The organism is Streptomyces sp. SCL15-4, from assembly GCF_033366695.1.
In the GTDB taxonomy this organism is placed as follows: domain Bacteria; phylum Actinomycetota; class Actinomycetes; order Streptomycetales; family Streptomycetaceae; genus Streptomyces.
The window spans coordinates 4,187,728-4,204,017 of the sequence record NZ_JAOBTQ010000001.1 but is presented as its reverse complement, the minus strand read 5'-3'; the positions used below and the strand labels follow the sequence as shown (position 1 = coordinate 4,204,017).

Annotated in this window: 14 protein-coding genes; 7 read left to right on the top strand and 7 right to left on the bottom strand. The window is 71.7% G+C overall.

Going from position 1 to position 16,290, the window contains the following annotated elements; genetic code table 11:
• Positions 1–11 precede the first annotated feature (11 nt).
• Positions 12–551 (top strand): bacterial proteasome activator family protein, encoded by a 540-nt coding sequence (locus SCK26_RS18355; protein WP_318202385.1) that lies wholly within the window; start codon positions 12–14, stop codon positions 549–551.
• A 124-nt stretch (positions 552–675) separates the two neighbouring features.
• Here the strand turns inward: SCK26_RS18355 and SCK26_RS18350 are convergent, their stop codons facing one another.
• Entirely contained in the window at positions 676–2,325 is a 1,650-nt protein-coding gene (locus SCK26_RS18350; protein ID WP_318202384.1) for a Stk1 family PASTA domain-containing Ser/Thr kinase, read from the bottom strand.
• Between the two features lie 344 nt (positions 2,326–2,669).
• Between SCK26_RS18350 and SCK26_RS18345 the strand changes: the two genes are divergently transcribed.
• On the top strand, positions 2,670–4,316 hold the full coding sequence (locus SCK26_RS18345) for a protein kinase domain-containing protein (protein WP_318202383.1): 1,647 nt from the start codon (positions 2,670–2,672) through the stop codon (positions 4,314–4,316).
• Between the two features lie 69 nt (positions 4,317–4,385).
• On the opposite strand, the gene SCK26_RS18340 is transcribed toward SCK26_RS18345, so the two are convergent.
• Entirely contained in the window at positions 4,386–5,402 is a 1,017-nt protein-coding gene (locus SCK26_RS18340) for a phosphotransferase (RefSeq protein ID WP_318202382.1), read from the bottom strand.
• Positions 5,403–5,943: 541 nt separating this feature from the next.
• Here SCK26_RS18340 and pdhA point away from each other — a divergent pair.
• From pdhA to SCK26_RS18325, 3 genes are read left to right on the top strand one after another with little or no spacing between them, the layout of a single operon-like run.
• Positions 5,944–7,161: a pyruvate dehydrogenase (acetyl-transferring) E1 component subunit alpha gene (gene pdhA, locus SCK26_RS18335; RefSeq protein WP_318202381.1), complete on the top strand. Its 1,218-nt coding sequence runs from the start codon at positions 5,944–5,946 to the stop codon at positions 7,159–7,161.
• A gap of 1 nt (position 7,162) precedes the next feature.
• Positions 7,163–8,140 (top strand): alpha-ketoacid dehydrogenase subunit beta, encoded by a 978-nt coding sequence (locus SCK26_RS18330; RefSeq protein WP_318202380.1) that lies wholly within the window; start codon positions 7,163–7,165, stop codon positions 8,138–8,140.
• Between the two features lie 10 nt (positions 8,141–8,150).
• Positions 8,151–9,572 (top strand): dihydrolipoamide acetyltransferase family protein, encoded by a 1,422-nt coding sequence (locus SCK26_RS18325; protein ID WP_318202379.1) that lies wholly within the window; start codon positions 8,151–8,153, stop codon positions 9,570–9,572.
• Between the two features lie 88 nt (positions 9,573–9,660).
• On the opposite strand, the gene SCK26_RS18320 is transcribed toward SCK26_RS18325, so the two are convergent.
• The 4 genes from SCK26_RS18320 to SCK26_RS18305 all read right to left on the bottom strand — a co-directional run bounded on the left by SCK26_RS18320 (position 9,661) and on the right by SCK26_RS18305 (position 13,060).
• Positions 9,661–10,596: a Bro-N domain-containing protein gene (locus SCK26_RS18320; protein WP_318202378.1), complete on the bottom strand. Its 936-nt coding sequence runs from the start codon at positions 10,594–10,596 to the stop codon at positions 9,661–9,663.
• A gap of 127 nt (positions 10,597–10,723) precedes the next feature.
• A complete protein-coding gene (locus SCK26_RS18315) occupies positions 10,724–11,713 on the bottom strand; it encodes a DUF1648 domain-containing protein (protein ID WP_318202377.1) in 990 nt (329 codons plus the stop codon).
• Positions 11,710–12,057: a GntR family transcriptional regulator gene (locus tag SCK26_RS18310; RefSeq protein WP_318202376.1), complete on the bottom strand. Its 348-nt coding sequence runs from the start codon at positions 12,055–12,057 to the stop codon at positions 11,710–11,712. Before SCK26_RS18310 ends, SCK26_RS18315 begins: the two co-directional genes overlap by 4 nt.
• A 100-nt stretch (positions 12,058–12,157) precedes the next feature.
• Positions 12,158–13,060: a D-alanyl-D-alanine carboxypeptidase family protein gene (locus SCK26_RS18305; RefSeq protein WP_318202375.1), complete on the bottom strand. Its 903-nt coding sequence runs from the start codon at positions 13,058–13,060 to the stop codon at positions 12,158–12,160.
• Positions 13,061–13,256: 196 nt separating this feature from the next.
• Here SCK26_RS18305 and SCK26_RS18300 point away from each other — a divergent pair, with 196 nt between their 5' ends.
• Together SCK26_RS18300 and SCK26_RS18295 are read left to right on the top strand one after the other, a co-directional pair.
• A complete protein-coding gene (locus SCK26_RS18300; RefSeq protein WP_318202374.1) occupies positions 13,257–13,931 on the top strand; it encodes a GntR family transcriptional regulator in 675 nt (224 codons plus the stop codon).
• The gene (locus SCK26_RS18295; protein WP_318202373.1) at positions 13,928–15,235 is read left to right on the top strand and encodes an MFS transporter; all 1,308 of its coding nucleotides are present in this window, start codon (positions 13,928–13,930) and stop codon (positions 15,233–15,235) included. Before SCK26_RS18300 ends, SCK26_RS18295 begins: the two co-directional genes overlap by 4 nt.
• Before the next feature lie 52 nt (positions 15,236–15,287).
• Here SCK26_RS18295 and SCK26_RS18290 read toward each other — a convergent pair whose 3' ends face one another.
• Positions 15,288–16,112 carry a maleylpyruvate isomerase family mycothiol-dependent enzyme gene (locus tag SCK26_RS18290; protein ID WP_318202372.1) on the bottom strand — a complete coding sequence of 275 codons (825 nt, stop codon included), beginning with the start codon at positions 16,110–16,112 and terminating at the stop codon, positions 15,288–15,290.
• Positions 16,113–16,290: the final 178 nt, after the last annotated feature.

Below are 16,290 nucleotides of genomic sequence, written 5' to 3'. Positions count from 1 at the left end.
AGAATGGCTGCATGGAGATGCCGAGGAACGAACGGTCGCCGGAGAATCCCCAGATCCTCGTCGTGGGTCAGGACGGGATGGCACTCGGCGGCGGGGACGAGGACTCCCGCGAGACCCCGGTGACGGAGCAGGTGGAACAGCCGGCCAAGGTCATGCGGATCGGCAGCATGATCAAGCAGCTGCTGGAGGAGGTGCGGGCGGCTCCTCTCGACGAGGCCAGCCGGGTGCGGCTGAAGGAGATCCACGCCAGCTCCGTGAAGGAGCTGGAGGACGGCCTGGCCCCCGAGCTGGTCGAGGAACTGGAGCGGCTGTCCCTGCCGTTCACCGACGACACCACCCCGAGCGACGCGGAACTGCGGATCGCGCAGGCACAGCTGGTGGGCTGGCTGGAGGGTCTCTTCCACGGGATCCAGACCACGCTGTTCGCGCAGCAGATGGCCGCGCGGGCCCAGCTGGAGCAGATGCGCCGCGCGCTCCCGCCCGGCGTGGCCGGTCCCGACGGCGGCGACGAGCACCACATGGGCGGCCGTTCGGGCGGCCCGTACCTGTAGTCCGCGCCCAGAAGCGGCTCAACCGACCCGACTACGACACGAAAGGGCCCGGCGGACGACCGCCGGGCCCTTGTCCTGTCCCGTGGCCGCGGGGCGGGCGCGCGGGCCGCGCCCCGGCCGCCGGTCACTGCGGGGGATTGCCCGAGGACACGCTCAGCTCGATGGTGCCCACGTCGTCCGGGTCGACGTCGGCGCCCTGCTCGGGGAACTGCTTCAGGACGGTGTCCTCGCCCCAGGTGTTGTCGTCCTCGGGGTCGATCTTCCACTTCCAGCCCGCGGCCTGGAGGCACTCCTTCACGGAGACGATGTCCTTGTACCGGAAGTCGGGCAGCTCGATCTTGTCCGAGTCGCGCCACGACTCCTGCGGGTCGGTGCACTCTTCCTTGTCGATCCGCCGCGTGCGGTCCGGCCCGCGGTAGCCCGCCCGGTGGGACGCGGACGCGGACGCCGAGGCGCCGGTGCCCTTGGCCTCGGCGTCACCGCCGTTGCGCAGCGTCAGCGCGACGGCCGCCCCGGCGACCACGATGGCCGCCACCGCGACCGAGGTGATGATCATCGGCCGCCTGCCGCGCCCCGGCCCGGCGGACGGCCGGGTCTGCCGCGGCGACTGGGGCGACTGGGGCGACATGGTGTACGGCGGCGGGGTCGGGGCGGTGCCCTGCGGGCCGTAGGCGGCGGGCGGGGTCTGGTAGCCGCCCTGCGACGGATAGCCGTAGGCCGGGGCGGGGGCCGGGTGGCCGTACGGGTTCGGGGCCGGGGCCGGCTGGTACGGCGTCCGGACCTGCCCGTGCGGGGCCGGGGCCGCCTGGTCGACCGGCGGGAACACCGCGGAGCCGACGCCCGAACCGCTCTGCCGCGGCCCGGCGTCCGCGACGATGCTCGGCGGAGCCGCCTGGAGGGAGGCCGCGACGCGCAGGCACTCGTCGCGCATGGCCTCGGCGGTCGGGAAGCGTTCGTTCGGGTTCTTCCTCAGCGCGCGGGCGACCAGCGCGTCCACGGCGGGCGGCAGCGAGCGGTTGACCGAGGAGGGCGCCACCGGCTCCTCCTGCACATGCGCGTACGCGATCGCCAGCGGCGAGTCCGCGTCGAACGGCAGCCGCCCGGTGACCAGCTGGAACAGCATGATGCCGACCGAGTACAGGTCGGAGCGGGCATCCACGCCGCGGCCCAGGGCCTGCTCGGGCGAGAGGTACTGCGGGGTACCCACGACCATGCCGGTCTGCGTCATCGAGGTGACGCCGGACTGCATGGCGCGGGCGATGCCGAAGTCCATGACCTTGACCACACCGCGCTTGGTCGTCATCACGTTGCCCGGCTTGATGTCGCGGTGGACCAGCCCCATCTCGTGGCTGATCTCCAGCGCGGCGAGCACGTCGGCGGTGACCTTCAGCGCCTTGTCGGCGGGCATCGCGCCGTGCTGCCGGATGTCCTCCTCCAGGACCGAGCCCAGCGGCCGGCCCTCGACGTACTCCATGACGATGTACGGCGTGGCCATGCCGTCCAGCTCGTCCTCGCCGGTGTCGAAGACGGAGACGATGTTGGTGTGCGTGAGCTTGGCCACGGCCTGCGCCTCGCGGCGGAAGCGCTCGCGGAACGCCGGTTCCCGGCCGAGTTCGGTGTGCAGGGTCTTGATCGCGACCGGACGGTCCAGCACCGTGTCGTGCGCCAGGTGCACCGAGGCCATGCCGCCCTCGCCGAGCAGGTCGCGCAGCTGGTAGCGGCCCTGGGCCAGGGCCTGCCCCGCGTACCGGCCCCGTGCGCCGTGCTGGCTCATCTCTCCGCGTCCCCCAGTGGCCGTCCGGCGCCGTGATCCAGCGAACAGGCCTTGATCGAATGTCTCATTCCCGGCCAAGTCTGCCCGAGGGCACCGACACGTCAAGCTCGGTGCCCGTTCCGTGACCGTACGCGCAAGAAGCGTCGCGCAAGCGTTACAGGGGACGTACGACCAGCACACGGAATTTGCACGACAGCGCGTGCTAGAGGTTTCATGACCGGTCCCGTCTCGGGTCCGTCCCGGTCGCGGTTCCGGACCGGCGGCCCCCACGAAGGCTGTAGCGTGGCCGACGGAGACCGTAACAACACCGCGCGCACCGCGGGCAGAAACGACGGCGAGGACTGATGGCACAGACGCAGCGCTCTCAGGGCCCGTCCGACCCCGAGGCGACTGGCGGCGGCATGTCGGACGCGCCGGAGCTGTGGGGCAACGGCGGGCTCGTCGGAGACGGCCGGTACCGGCTCACGCACCGCCTCGGCCGGGGCGGCATGGCCGAGGTGTTCGCCGCCGAGGACGTCCGTCTGGGCCGTACGGTCGCGGTCAAGCTGCTCCGCGCGGACCTGGCCGAAGACCCGGTCTCCAAGGCGCGCTTCACCCGTGAGGCACAGTCCGTCGCGGGCCTCAACCACCACGCGATCGTCGCCGTGTACGACTCCGGCGAGGACACGGTGGGCGGCCAGTCCGTGCCGTACATCGTCATGGAGCTGGTCGAGGGCCGCACCATCCGCGACCTGCTGATGAACGCCGAGGCGCCGGGCCCCGAGCAGGCCCTGATCATCGTCTCGGGGGTGCTGGAGGCGCTCGCCTACTCGCACCAGCACGGCATCGTGCACCGTGACATCAAGCCGGCGAACGTGATCATCACCCACAGCGGCGCCGTCAAGGTGATGGACTTCGGTATCGCCCGCGCCCTGCACGGCGCGTCCACGACGATGACGCAGACCGGCATGGTCATGGGCACACCGCAGTACCTCTCCCCGGAGCAGGCGCTCGGCAAGGCCGTCGACCACCGCTCCGACCTGTACGCCACCGGCTGCCTGCTGTACGAACTGCTCTCGCTGCGGCCCCCGTTCACCGGCGAGACCCCGCTCTCCGTGGTCTACCAGCACGTCCAGGACATCCCGGTGCCGCCGTCGCAGGTCACCGAAGGCACCTGCCCGCCGGAGCTGGACGGCCTGGTGATGCGCTCCCTCGCCAAGGACCCCGACGACCGGTTCCAGACGGCCGAGGAGATGCGCGGGCTGGTCCAGTACGGCCTGCAGATGCTGTACGAGCAGGGCGCCCACACCGGCACCTGGAACACCGGTCCGGTGGAGGCGCACGACGGCCGGCACACCCCGTCGGCCGGCTTCGCGGGAACGACCGTCATGCCGCACCCGGTGGACGCGGGCGGCACCGCGCAGATCCCGCAGCCGATCCTGCCCACGGGTTACGGCAACGGCGACGACGGCGGCTTCGAGGGCCACGGCAACAAGGGCGGCGGACGCGGCAAGCTGTGGATCCTCGCCGTTCTCGCGGTCATCGCGATCTCGGCGGGCGTGGCGCTGGCGCTGCACAACACGGGCGGCGGCGACGGCGGCAAGGGCACCGACACCAAGCCGACGACGACGCACTCCAAGGACACGAAGAAGGAGTCGCCCTCCCCGACCCCGACCGAGGAGGACACCGAGGAGTCGCCGGACGTCTCCACGGACACCGGTGGTTCGAGCACGGGCGGCGGTGGCGGTTCCGGCTGGCCGCCGGCCACCACACCGTCGTACCCCCAGTCGCACTCGGCCTCCTCCACCCCGAGCACCGAGCCGTCGAGCCCGCAGACCACCCCGTCGCAGCCGACGGACCCGGTGAACGGCGGCACCGACGCGGGGACCGGCGACGGCGGCACCGACGCCGGTACGGCCGACGGCGGCACCTCGGAGGGGACCACGACCGACGGCGGCACCTCCGAGGGGACCACCACGGACGGCGGCACCACCGGCGAGACCACCGGTTGAAGCGAGCCCGCGGCGACCGGCCCGGCGACACCCTGAGGTGACGCCGGCCGTTCGCCGCGCGCCGGCCGTTCACCGCACGAACGCGTCGCACACCGCGTCGTACTCGCGCGTCCACCACACCGCGAGCGCCGACGCGGCCGGGAACTGGCAGTCCGCGCGCGTGTCGCCGCGCTCGTAGTGCCAGCGCAGCATCCAGAAGTCGTTCAGCCGCTCCCACCACACGCGGTGCACGGCCGCCGCCAGTTCCGAGGGTGTGGCGCCGGCCGCGCGCCGGTACGCGCGCGCATAGGCGCGCACTTTCGGCAGGTGCAGCCGTCCGGAGGGCCGCACGAAGAAGATGGCGGCGGCACGGACGGCCTCCTCCGCGCGCGGCTGCACGCCGAGCCGGTCCCAGTCCACGATGGCGGCCGGGCCGTCGTCCTTGTAGAGCAGGTTGAACGGGTGGAAGTCGCCGTGCACCCAGCCCACCGGACCGCCGCGCGGCGGGCGCCGGTCCGCGTGCTGCTCCAGCAGGGCGCGGCGCTCCAGCAGCCGGTGCCGGGCGAGTTCGTCGAAGGCGTCGGCGGGCCGGTGCCGGCGCGCCCGCGCGAGCAGGTCGTCGATGAGGGCGAAGGTGTCGGCCGGGTCGGCGCTCTCCACGGGGTGCGGGCTCGTCGCCGGGCGGGTGCGGCCCTTGGGCGGCATCACCCGCTCCAGACAGGCGTGGACGGCCCCCAGGAGCGCGCCGAGGCGGGCGCTCTCCGCGCGGGTGAGCTGGCCGCCGTGGCGGTGACCGCCGTCGATCCAGGGGTGCAGGGCGTAGGCGTGGCCGCCGACGACCGCGACCGTGCGGCCCTCGCGGTGCGCGAGCGGCGGGGCGACCGGGACGCCCAGGTCGGCCAGGCGCTGGGTGGCCCGGTGCCGGCGTTCGATGGCGGCCGGGTCGGCGGTGTCCGGATCGAAGTGGTGCTTGAGGAAGTAACGGCCGCGCGTGGTGCGCAGCCGGTAGCCGCGGTTGAGCAGGCCCTGGTCCACCGGCTCGCAGGTGAGGGCGGTACCCGCGGCGTACAGGCGCAGCAGGGCGCCCAGAGGGGGCGCGTGAGGCACGACGGGTGGTACACATGAGCGCGGCACGCGCCAGATGGTAGGGCACGTCAGGAGGCCGTGAGCTGGGCGTTGTCACACACTGTCATCGGCGGTCGCTTTCGGCCACCGCTCGGGCTTTTCCTCGTGCATATGGGTGACGGTGACGGCCGTCCGTCACGCCACCGCATTCCGCACCCCGGTCGCCGGGTGGTAATAACGGGATTTCTCCTGTTTTGTGTACGAGTCCTGTTTCACAGGGAACCCTTCCCGTGACCTGGGTCGGCGGGATAACGTGCGCTTGCTCGGGCCTGTCGCAGGGCTGTGACCAGCGCGCTTTCCCACCACCTGGATTTACTTGGAAATCCAAGCAAAATCGCAGGTCAAACGGGGTTTCACAGAAATGTGGGGCACTGGGTAACGTGATGGTTGCAGGGCGCTCGCCGGGGCACCTGTCACGCCTGTTCCCGGCCGAGTGGCACCCACCCCGTGCCCGGTGGTCGAAACAGGTGAGCCGCACTGGCCTACCGGCAACCCCGGGGGCCGGAACGACGGAGGAGCACACGTGACCGTGGAGAGCAGTGCCGCGCGCAAGCCGCGACGCACCGCCGCAGGCAAGGCCGGCACCACCGGCAGCAAGACCGGAGCCACCGGCACCAAGCGCACCACCCGTACCACCCGCAGTACCGCGAAGAAGAGCACCGACCCCGACCTCGTGCAGCTCCTGACCCCGCAGGGCGAGCGGGTCGAGAACGCCGAGTACGACGGCTACGTCGCCGGCATCACTCCCGAAGAGCTGCGCGGTCTGTACCGCGACATGGTGCTCACCCGCCGCTTCGACGCCGAGGCCACCGCCCTGCAGCGCCAGGGCGAACTGGGCCTGTGGGCCTCCCTGCTGGGACAGGAGGCCGCCCAGATCGGCTCGGGCCGCGCCACCCGTCCGGACGACTACGTCTTCCCGACCTACCGCGAGCACGGCGTCGCCTGGTGCCGCGGCGTCGACCCGACCAACCTGCTCGGCATGTTCCGCGGCGTGAACAACGGCGGCTGGGACCCGAACGGCAACAACTTCCACCTGTACACGATCGTGATCGGCTCCCAGGCGCTGCACGCCACCGGCTACGCGATGGGCGTGGCCAAGGACGGCGCGGACTCGGCGGTCATCGCCTACTTCGGCGACGGCGCCTCCAGCCAGGGCGACGTGGCCGAATCGTTCACCTTCTCCGCGGTCTACAACGCCCCCGTGGTGTTCTTCTGCCAGAACAACCAGTGGGCGATCTCCGAGCCGACCGAGAAGCAGACCCGGGTCCCGCTGTACCAGCGCGCCCAGGGCTACGGCTTCCCGGGCGTCCGGGTCGACGGCAACGACGTGCTGGCCTGCCTCGCGGTCACCAAGTGGGCGCTGGAGCGCGCCCGCAACGGCGAGGGCCCCACCCTGGTCGAGGCGTACACCTACCGCATGGGCGCCCACACCACCTCCGACGACCCCACCCGCTACCGGGGCGACGAGGAGCGGCTGGCCTGGGAGGCGAAGGACCCGATCCTGCGCCTGCACCGCTACCTGGAGGCGTCGAACCACGCGGACGAGGGATTCTTCGCGGAACTCGAGGCCGAGTCCGAGGCGTTGGGCAGACGAGTGCGCGAAGCGGTCCGCGCCATGCCCGACCCGGACCGGTTCGCCCTCTTCGAGAACGTGTACGCGGACGGACACGCGCTCGTGGACGAGGAGCGCGCCCAGTTCGCTGCCTACCAGGCGTCGTTCGCCGATGAAGGGGGTCACTGAGATGGCCGAGAAGATGGCGATGGCCAAGGCCATCAACGAGTCGCTGCGCCGCGCCCTGGACGCCGATCCCAAGGTCTTGGTCATGGGCGAGGACGTCGGCAAGCTCGGCGGTGTCTTCCGGGTGACGGACGGCCTGCAGAAGGACTTCGGCGAGAGCCGGGTCATCGACACCCCGCTGGCCGAGTCCGGCATCGTCGGCACCGCGATCGGCCTGGCCCTGCGCGGCTACCGCCCGGTGGTGGAGATCCAGTTCGACGGCTTCGTCTTCCCGGCCTACGACCAGATCGTCACCCAGCTCGCCAAGATGCACGCCCGCTCGCTGGGCAAGGTCAAGCTGCCGGTCGTCGTCCGCATCCCCTACGGCGGCGGCATCGGCGCGGTCGAGCACCACTCGGAGTCCCCGGAGGCGCTGTTCGCCCATGTGGCCGGCCTGAAGGTCGTCTCCCCGTCGAACTCCTCGGACGCGTACTGGATGATGCAGCAGGCCATCCAGAGCGACGACCCGGTGATCTACTTCGAGCCCAAGCGGCGCTACTGGGACAAGGCCGAGGTCGACCCCGAGGCGATCCCGGCCCCGCTGCACAAGGCGCGCGTCGTCCGCGAGGGCACGGACCTGACCCTGGCGGCCTACGGCCCGATGGTGAAGCTCTGTCAGGAGGCCGCCGCCGCGGCGGCCGAGGAGGGCCGGTCCCTGGAGGTCCTGGACCTGCGCTCGGTCAGCCCGCTGGACTTCGACGCCGTCCAGGCCTCGGTGGAGAAGACCCGCCACCTGGTCGTGGTGCACGAGGCGCCGGTGTTCTTCGGCTCCGGCGCGGAGATCGCCGCCCGGATCACCGAGCGCTGCTTCTACCACCTGGAGGCACCGGTCCTCAGGGTCGGCGGCTACCACGCCCCGTACCCGCCGGCCCGCCTGGAGGAGGAGTACCTGCCCGACCTGGACCGCGTGCTCGACGCCGTCGACCGCTCGCTGGCGTACTGAGGAGAGGGACGTGACGACGATGACGGATGCGTCCGTACGCGAGTTCAAGATGCCCGACGTGGGCGAGGGGCTCACCGAGGCCGAGATCCTCAAGTGGTACGTCCAGCCGGGCGACACGGTCACCGACGGCCAGGTGGTCTGCGAGGTGGAGACGGCGAAGGCGGCCGTCGAACTGCCCATCCCCTACGACGGCGTGGTCCGCGAACTGTGCTTCCCCGAGGGCACCACGGTGGACGTGGGCACGTCGATCATCAAGGTCGCCGTGGCCGGCGCCGCCGCTCCCGAGGCTCCCGAGGTGCCCGCCGAGCGGCCGGCGGCGGAGCCCGCCGCGGCCGAGGAGGAGCCGAAGCAGGAGGGCCGCCAGCCCGTCCTGGTCGGTTACGGCGTGGCCACCACCTCCACCAAGCGCCGCCCGCGCAAGGGCCCGCAGGCCGGTGTCCCGGGACCGGCGCAGGCGATCCAGGCCGAGCTGAACGGCCACGGCGGCGCGGTCGCCGAGAGGCCCCGCCCGCTGGCCAAGCCCCCGGTGCGCAAGCTGGCCAAGGACCTGGGCGTCGACCTGGCCGCGATCGTCCCGTCCGGCCCGGACGGCGTCATCACCCGCGAGGACGTCCACGCCGCGGCCGCCCCGCGGACCGCCGAACCGGCCGCCCAGGCCCCGCCCGCGCCCGCCCCGGCCACCCCGGCCGCCGCCCCCGCGGCCCCGGCGCCCGTGGCGTCGTACGACACCGCGCGCGAGACCCGCGTCCCGGTCAAGGGCGTGCGCAAGGCCACCGCCCAGGCGATGATCGGCTCGGCGTTCACGGCCCCGCACGTCACCGAGTTCGTGACGGTGGACGTGACCCGCACCATGCGGCTGGTCGACGAACTGAAGCAGGACAAGGACATGCAGGGCCTGCGGGTCAACCCGCTCCTGCTGATCGCCAAGTCCCTGCTGGTCGCCATCAAGCGCAACCCGGAGATCAACGCCTCCTGGGACGAGGCGGCCCAGGAGATCGTGCTCAAGCACTACGTCAACCTGGGTATCGCGGCGGCCACCCCCCGGGGGCTGATCGTCCCGAACATCAAGGACGCGCACGACAAGACGCTCCCGCAGCTGGCCGAGGCGCTCGGTGAGCTGGTGACGACGGCCCGCGAGGGCAAGACCTCGCCCGCTGCGATGCAGGGCGGCACGGTGACCATCACCAACGTCGGCGTCTTCGGCGTGGACACGGGCACTCCCATCCTCAACCCGGGCGAGTCGGCGATCCTCGCGGTCGGCGCGATCAAGCTCCAGCCGTGGGTGCACAAGGGCAAGGTGAAGCCGCGGCAGGTCACCACCCTGGCCCTCAGCTTCGACCACCGCCTGGTCGACGGCGAGCTGGGCTCCAAGGTCCTGGCGGACGTCGCGGCGATCCTGGAACAGCCGAAGCGTCTGATCACCTGGGCGTGACGGCTCACGCCGGGGTACTCTGCCGAAGGTGAAGGGGACGGCCGCAACTTCTGTTTGCGACCGCCCCCTTCGCTCTTCCCGGCTCCTCTCAGCCCTCGTTGAGCACGTACACCGGCGCTCCGTTCGCCGTCCCGCCCCGTGAGCGGATGCAGGCGTGCTTGCGCAGCAGCCGGAGGCATTCGTTGACCCGGTGCACCGACAGCCCGGTACGGGCCGCGATGGACTCCAGCGGCTCGCGCAGCTCGCCCTTCTCGACCAGGATCGGGGCGATGACGACGGCCACCGTCCACACGTCCGCCGTCACCGACAACCGCTGCCGCCAGCCGGCCAGCAGGGTCTGCGTGGTGGGCGGCGCCGCGAGGGGAGTGCCGAGCGCGGGACGCGGGAGAGGGAGTCCGTCGATGCGGTCCGCGATCCGCTCCATCGCCCGCACCATGGCCTGCTGCACGGCCAGCGTCGCCTTCTGCAGCTCGATCGACTCGCGCTGCCCCTTCGCCAGCTCCTCGTCCAGCCGGAGGTTGTGCGCCTCCAGCCGGACGATGGCCTCCGCGACCTGTTCCGGCATGGCGTACGCGACGGGCGCGCCCGGTTCGGCCGGCTGCACCTCCGCCTTGTCGAGCGTGTAGGAACCCTCGCGCTGGACGGTCTCGACGACTTCGGCGACCCACAGTTTGAAGGGCGTGCAGGCCGGTTTGGTGCAGGCGTTGACGAGCAGGACGAGACCTTGCAGAGAGATCAGATTCAGGTCTCGACGCCACTCCCTACCTGCGGGAATGCTGAGACCGTAAGCTCCACTTACGGTCTCGAGTGTCTTTCGGTGCTCTTCGGGCATGTGGTCGGCGAGAGCCTGCCGAGAGTTGGTGTGACCGAGTTCCTTGCAGACATCCACCGCCGGAAACCAATGGCTTCCGTCCGGCATGGTGAGCCGGCGGACACGGGCGCCGGTCGCCGCGTACACGAAGTCGCTGATGTCGATCGCCTGACGCCGTCCCTCGGCGTCGGACTGCTTCCTGGGTTCGTTCATGCGAACACCTCCGTCGCGGAACGTAGAACGGAGGAAATCGAATATGCCAATTGCAAGGCTTATTTTCGTGATTACAGGTGAATTACCGGCATGTGGGTGACATTGGCGGCGGCGTTGAGGTAGACGGTCAGTCGGCGTGGGCCCGGGCGCGGAGCGCGTTCAGCAGGGCCGCGCCCCGTTCCGCGTCGTCCACGCTCACCGCGAAGTCGCTCCGGCGGCCCCGGGGCCGTATGACGAGGCAGTCACCGGCGCGGAGCATGACCGTCGTGCCGAGGCCGCTGACACGGTAGCCCCAGCCGCCGACCTGGGACGGCAGCCGGTGCTCGGCGCGGGCGGACTCGATGGCGGCCGGTGCCCAGCGGCGGGCGGGCCGGTGGAGCGGGCCGAAGGACACCTCCAGGCCCGCCTCCGACACCTTCGCCCGGACCGAGGAGAAGGTCGCGCCGGCGAGCGACGTGACGGCGGACACCGCGCACACCGGCCACAGCGCGGCGGGCTCCGCCAGCCCGGCGGCCAGGGCGATCAGCGCGACGGCGGCCACCAGGGCCGCCACCGCCGCCAGCAGCCCCAGCCAGGGGTTGGCCGTGCGGGAGAACCACACCAGCCGTTCGCCTTCGGGCAGTTCCGGCGCGGGCGCGGCGGTGGCCGGCGCGGCGGCGGGCCGCGGGGTGAGCCGCCAGGCGGTCACGCCGGCGGCCACCGCCAGCGCTCCGAGCAGCACCACCGTGAGGACCGGCTGGCGGGCCTGGTGCCAGTCGGTGTGGTCCAGGTTCACCCGGACGACGGACACCTGGGCGCCGACGAGCACCGCCCCGGTGGGTGCCAGCGCGATCGCCCGCCAGGGGTGCGCGGCCGCTGTGGTGCGGCGCGGGCGTACGCCCGTCGTGAGGGCCACCAGCAGCCAGACGCCCGCCGGGACCAGGGAGGCCGCCCACAGGGGCAGTGAGCCGTCGGGGGTGCCGCCGCCGCTCCAATGGGTGGCCAGCCGGCCGGGGAGCCGGTGCCGCGCGGCCCACGGCAGCCCGGCGAGCACGGCCGTGACGGCCGCCGTCGCGCCGAGGGGCCACCAGCGCGTCGTACGGCCCCGGGGCGCCGGCCCGCTCCCCTCGCCCGTCATGCCAGCCCCCGGATCATGTCGATGAGATCGGTGCGGCTGTAGCCCAGCCGGGACGCCTCCGCGACCAGCTCGCGCACCCTGAGCTGCATCCCGGAGCGCCGGGCGGCTCCCTCGGCGACGGTGATGCCCCGGCCGCGCCGGAACTCCAGCAGGCCCTCGTCCCGCAGCTGGCGCAGGCCGCGCAGGACGGTGTTGACGTTGATGTCCAGGGCCGTGGAGAGATCGCGGGCGGAGGGCAGCCGGTCGCCCGCGCGGCATTCGCCCTCGGCAATGGCCCGCCGGATCGCCGCGGCGACCTGTTCGTGCAGCGGTCGGGTGTCGGCCGTGTCCCAGTGAAGCAGCATGGTGCCAATGAAGCTAGCACCATGCATGTCATCGGGGAAGCGGAGACGGCGAAGGGGCCCGCCGCTCGCCGCGACGGGCCCCTTCCAGGATGTCTGTGCGTCAGCCGAGGCGCGCGAAGCCGTAGTTGAGGAGCTTCTTCGCGTCCGCCTCGCGGTTGGGGATGGAGGAGGAGGCGAGGACGGTGCCGATGACCGTCTTGCCGTGCCGGGTCGCGGCGAAGACCAGGCAGTACTTGGCCTCCGGACCGGAGCCGGTCTTCACGCCGATGGTCCCGCTGTAGCTGCTGAGCAGCCCGTTGGTGTTCTTCCACGGCGCCATCGTGCGGGTGCCGCCCGACTTGGTCTGCGTCTTGGCGGTGTACGACTTGGTCTTGACGATCGTGCGGAACGTGGAGCTCTTCATCGCGCTGCTGGCGATCTTCGTCAGGTCGCGCGGCGTCGAGTAGTTCTTGCCGTTGCCGATGCCGTCGAAGGAGTCGAAGTGGGTGTTCTTCAGGCCCAGGTTCTTGGCGCTGGTGTTCATCTTGCCGATGAAGTTCTTCACGCGCGCCGCACGGGTCGTGCCGGAGCCGTACTTGTCGGCGAGCGCGTAGGCGGCGTCGCAGCCGGACGGCAGCATCAGCCCGTACAGCAGCTGACGGACGGTCACCTTGTCGCCGACGATCAGGTGGGCCTGGGAGGCGTTGTTCTTGACGACGTAGTCGCTGTACGCCTTCTGGATCGTGACCTTGGAGTCCAGGTTGAGGTTCTTCTGCGCGAGCACGACCTTGGCGGTCATGATCTTGGTGGTGGAGCCGGTGGCCAGCCGGGTGTCCGCCTTCTTCGTGTACAGCGTCGAGCTGTTGGCGTTGTTCATCAGGTACCCGCCCTTGGCCACGATCGAGGGCGCGGTGACGGCCTGTGCGGGCGCCGCGGTGAGGGCACCGGTGGCGGCCAGCGCGCCGGCGGTGACGGTGACGACGGCGGCTTTGCGAAGACTGGTGCCCTTAATGCCGGTAATCAACTGATGTACCCCGAATGTATTGAATGCCCCTGGTGTGCGGCCGAGTTGCGGTGGGTGCGAAAAGGGGGCCGCGTGTGTGTGACACGTAAGTAGCACAGAAGGTTGTGCGGTTGCCGGGCGAGGAGAGGTTAATCGCCACCGTCCGCATGATGGACGGCTTCCTCGCTTGCGTACGTGTTGTATCTATCCTGTGGGCATGAGAACGGCCGTCGAGCACTCCGCGCCCCAGTCCCTCAAGCGGCCACCCGCCGCCGACCGCGTGTACGCCCATGTCAAGCAGGGCGTGCTCGACCGTCGTTACGAGGGCGGAACCCTGCTCACCGAGGGCGAGCTGGCCGAGGCCGTGGGCGTCTCGCGCACGCCCGTCCGGGAGGCGCTGCTGCGGCTGGAGGTCGAGGGCCTGCTCCGCCTGTACCCGAAGAAGGGCGCCCTCGTCCTGCCGGTCTCCGCGCAGGAGATCGCCGACGTGGTGGAGACCCGGCTGCTGGTCGAGGAGCACGCGGCCCGCAAGGCCGTACCCGCCCCGCCGGGCCTGCTGGAGCGGCTGACCGAGCTGCTGGAGCGGCAGAAGGCGCAGGCGGCCGCCGGTGATCTGGCCGCGGCCGCGGTCACCGACCGCTCCTTCCACGCCGAGATCGTGCGCAGCGGGGGCAACGAGATCCTCTCCCGCCTCTACGACCAGCTGCGCGACCGGCAGCTGCGGATGGGCGTCGCCGTCATGCACTCCCACCCCGACCGGATCGCCAAGACGCTCGCCGAGCACGAGGAGATCCTGAACGCGCTGCGCGCCGGGGACGCCGAGGCGGCCGTCGGGATCGTGCACCGGCACGTGAGCTGGTTCTCGCATCTCGCGCGAGGTGACGTCCGATGAGCGCCACGGTGCGCAACGCCGCTCTTCCGGGCGATCCTCCGGGAGGCCGCCGGGCGGTCGCGGTGTGGTCCATAGGCGTGGCGGTCTACTTCGTCGCCGTCATCTTCCGTACGTCGCTGGGGGTGGCCGGTCTCGACGCGGCGGACCGTTTCCATGTCAACGCCTCCGCCCTGTCCACGTTCTCCATACTCCAGCTGCTGGTCTACGCGGGCATGCAGATACCCGTCGGCCTGCTGGTCGACCGGCTCGGCACCAAGAAGGTGCTGAGCATCGGCGCGCTGCTGTTCACCGCCGGACAGCTGGGCTTCGCCTTCTCCCCCTCCTACGGCACCGCGCTCGCCTCCCGGGCACTGCTGGGCTGCGGCGACGCGATGACCTTCATCAGCGTGCTGCGGCTGGGCACCCGCTGGTTCCCGGCCCGGCGCGGTCCGCTGGTCGCCCAGCTCGCGGGACTGGTCGGCATGGCGGGCAACCTGGTCTCCACCCTGGTCCTGGCCCGGCTGCTGCACGGCATCGGCTGGACCCCGGCGTTCGCGGGCAGCGCGCTGGCGGGCGCGGTCGTCCTGGTGCTGACCCTGCTGTTCCTCAAGGACCACCCCGAGGGCCAGGAACCGGCGCCGCCGTCGCGCCGGGGCGGGGCCTATGTGCGCGGGCAGATCGCCGCGGCCTGGCGGGAGCCGGGCACCCGGCTGGGCCTGTGGGTGCACTTCACCACCCAGTTCCCGGCGATGGTGTTCCTGCTGCTGTGGGGCCTGCCGTTCCTGGTCCAGGCGCAGGGCCTCGGCCGCGGCACGGCCGGTGAACTGCTCACCCTGGTCGTGCTGTCCAACATGGTGATCGGCCTGGTCTACGGCCAGATCGTCGCGCGGCACCACGCGGCGCGGCTGCCGCTGGCACTCGGCACGGTGGGCGCGACCGCGCTGGTGTGGGCGGCGACCCTGGCCTACCCGGGGCGGCACGCGCCGATGTGGCTGCTGGTGACGCTGTGCGCGGTGCTCGGCGCCTGCGGGCCGGCGTCCATGCTCGGCTTCGACTTCTCCCGGCCCGCCAACCCGCCGGAGCGGCAGGGCACGGCGTCCGGCATCACCAACATGGGCGGCTTCATCGCCTCCATGACCACGCTGTTCGCGATCGGCGTGCTGCTGGACGCGACCGGGGACGACTACACCGTGGCGTTTGGCTCCGTGTTCGTGCTGCAGGCGCTCGGAGTGAGCCAGATCCTGCGGCTGCGCGGGCGGGCGGCCCGGCGGGAGCGCGAGCGGTTGATCTCCAGCCGTGTGGAGACGGTGCACGTGCCCGCGTAGGCGCCCGCGGCTCCCGGCGCCCGCGCGACCGGCGCCCGCGGCCGGCGCGGGGCTACGGCGTGACCGCGAAGTGGCGCAGGATCGCCGCCGCCAGCTCCTGGTCGCCCTCCGTCTTCACCCGGTCGGACACCGCCTCCGGGGAGACCCGGCCGCAGGCCAGGCGGACATAGGTCTCCCAGTCGAGGGTGAGCGTGGCGGCGGGGCCGAGCGCGGGGACGGTCTCCACCGTGCCGCGGCCCTGGATGTCGACGCGGACGGTCCGCAGGAACTCGACCGGGCCGTGCACGTCGAACACGATCGCCGAGCTGCGCGGGGCGTCGGCGTCCCGCGCGACGACCTTGGGCAGCGCGTCCAGCAGCACGTCCCGGGTGACGTACGCGCCCGGCGAGTCCAGGTTGCCGGGCCGGCCGAGGGCCGTGCGCAGGTCCTGCTCGTGCACCCACACGTCGAACGCCCGCATACGGTAGGACTGCTCCAGGGTGATCTCCTTGCCGAGCGGGCCGCGCACCAGGGTGCCGGGGTCCCGGGACTCGCCCCGCAGCTGGCGGTTGCGGCGGATGACCGTGTACTCCAGCTCGGCCGTCATCTCCGGCGCGGTGTGGTGGCGGCGGACGTCGACCTGCATCTCCATGTAGCGCTGGTGCTCGGTGGCGACGTGGAAGAGGTCGCGCGGCAGGGCGTGGATGGGGCGCGGGTCGCCGAGCATCTCGCAGTCCATGCCGATGACATGGGACACGATGTCGCGCACCGACCAGCCGGGGCACGGGGTCCGCCGGTTCCACTCGCCCTCGACGAGCGACTGCGCCATCTCGGATATCGCTTCGATGGAGTGCGTCCAGGCGTCGGCGTAGGGCTGGAGAGTGGGATGCAGACTCACGGAACGGGACCCCTCGGCGGTCGGTACACGGGCGGGTTTGCGGCGGCGTTGCCGGCGGACGGCGGCTGCACTTCGGCGGGTGTCTTGAGACGCTAAGTTACGCTGCGGAAAGGCACCCCGGCAGTGCTTTCGTGTGACGATCGTAGGCCCGTGTGGACGACTTGAATCCCAGGACGGT

Coding starts and splice junctions, on each gene's coding strand:
- SCK26_RS18350 (WP_318202384.1), bottom strand. CDS start 2,325: ATGAGCCAGCACGGCGCACGGGGCCGGTACGCGGGGCAGGCCCTGGCC.
- SCK26_RS18330 (WP_318202380.1), top strand. CDS start 7,163: ATGGCCGAGAAGATGGCGATGGCCAAGGCCATCAACGAGTCGCTGCGC.
- SCK26_RS18345 (WP_318202383.1), top strand. CDS start 2,670: ATGGCACAGACGCAGCGCTCTCAGGGCCCGTCCGACCCCGAGGCGACT.
- SCK26_RS18320 (WP_318202378.1), bottom strand. CDS start 10,596: ATGAACGAACCCAGGAAGCAGTCCGACGCCGAGGGACGGCGTCAGGCG.
- SCK26_RS18355 (WP_318202385.1), top strand. CDS start 12: ATGGAGATGCCGAGGAACGAACGGTCGCCGGAGAATCCCCAGATCCTC.
- SCK26_RS18310 (WP_318202376.1), bottom strand. CDS start 12,057: ATGCTGCTTCACTGGGACACGGCCGACACCCGACCGCTGCACGAACAG.
- SCK26_RS18295 (WP_318202373.1), top strand. CDS start 13,928: ATGAGCGCCACGGTGCGCAACGCCGCTCTTCCGGGCGATCCTCCGGGA.
- SCK26_RS18315 (WP_318202377.1), bottom strand. CDS start 11,713: ATGACGGGCGAGGGGAGCGGGCCGGCGCCCCGGGGCCGTACGACGCGC.
- SCK26_RS18300 (WP_318202374.1), top strand. CDS start 13,257: ATGAGAACGGCCGTCGAGCACTCCGCGCCCCAGTCCCTCAAGCGGCCA.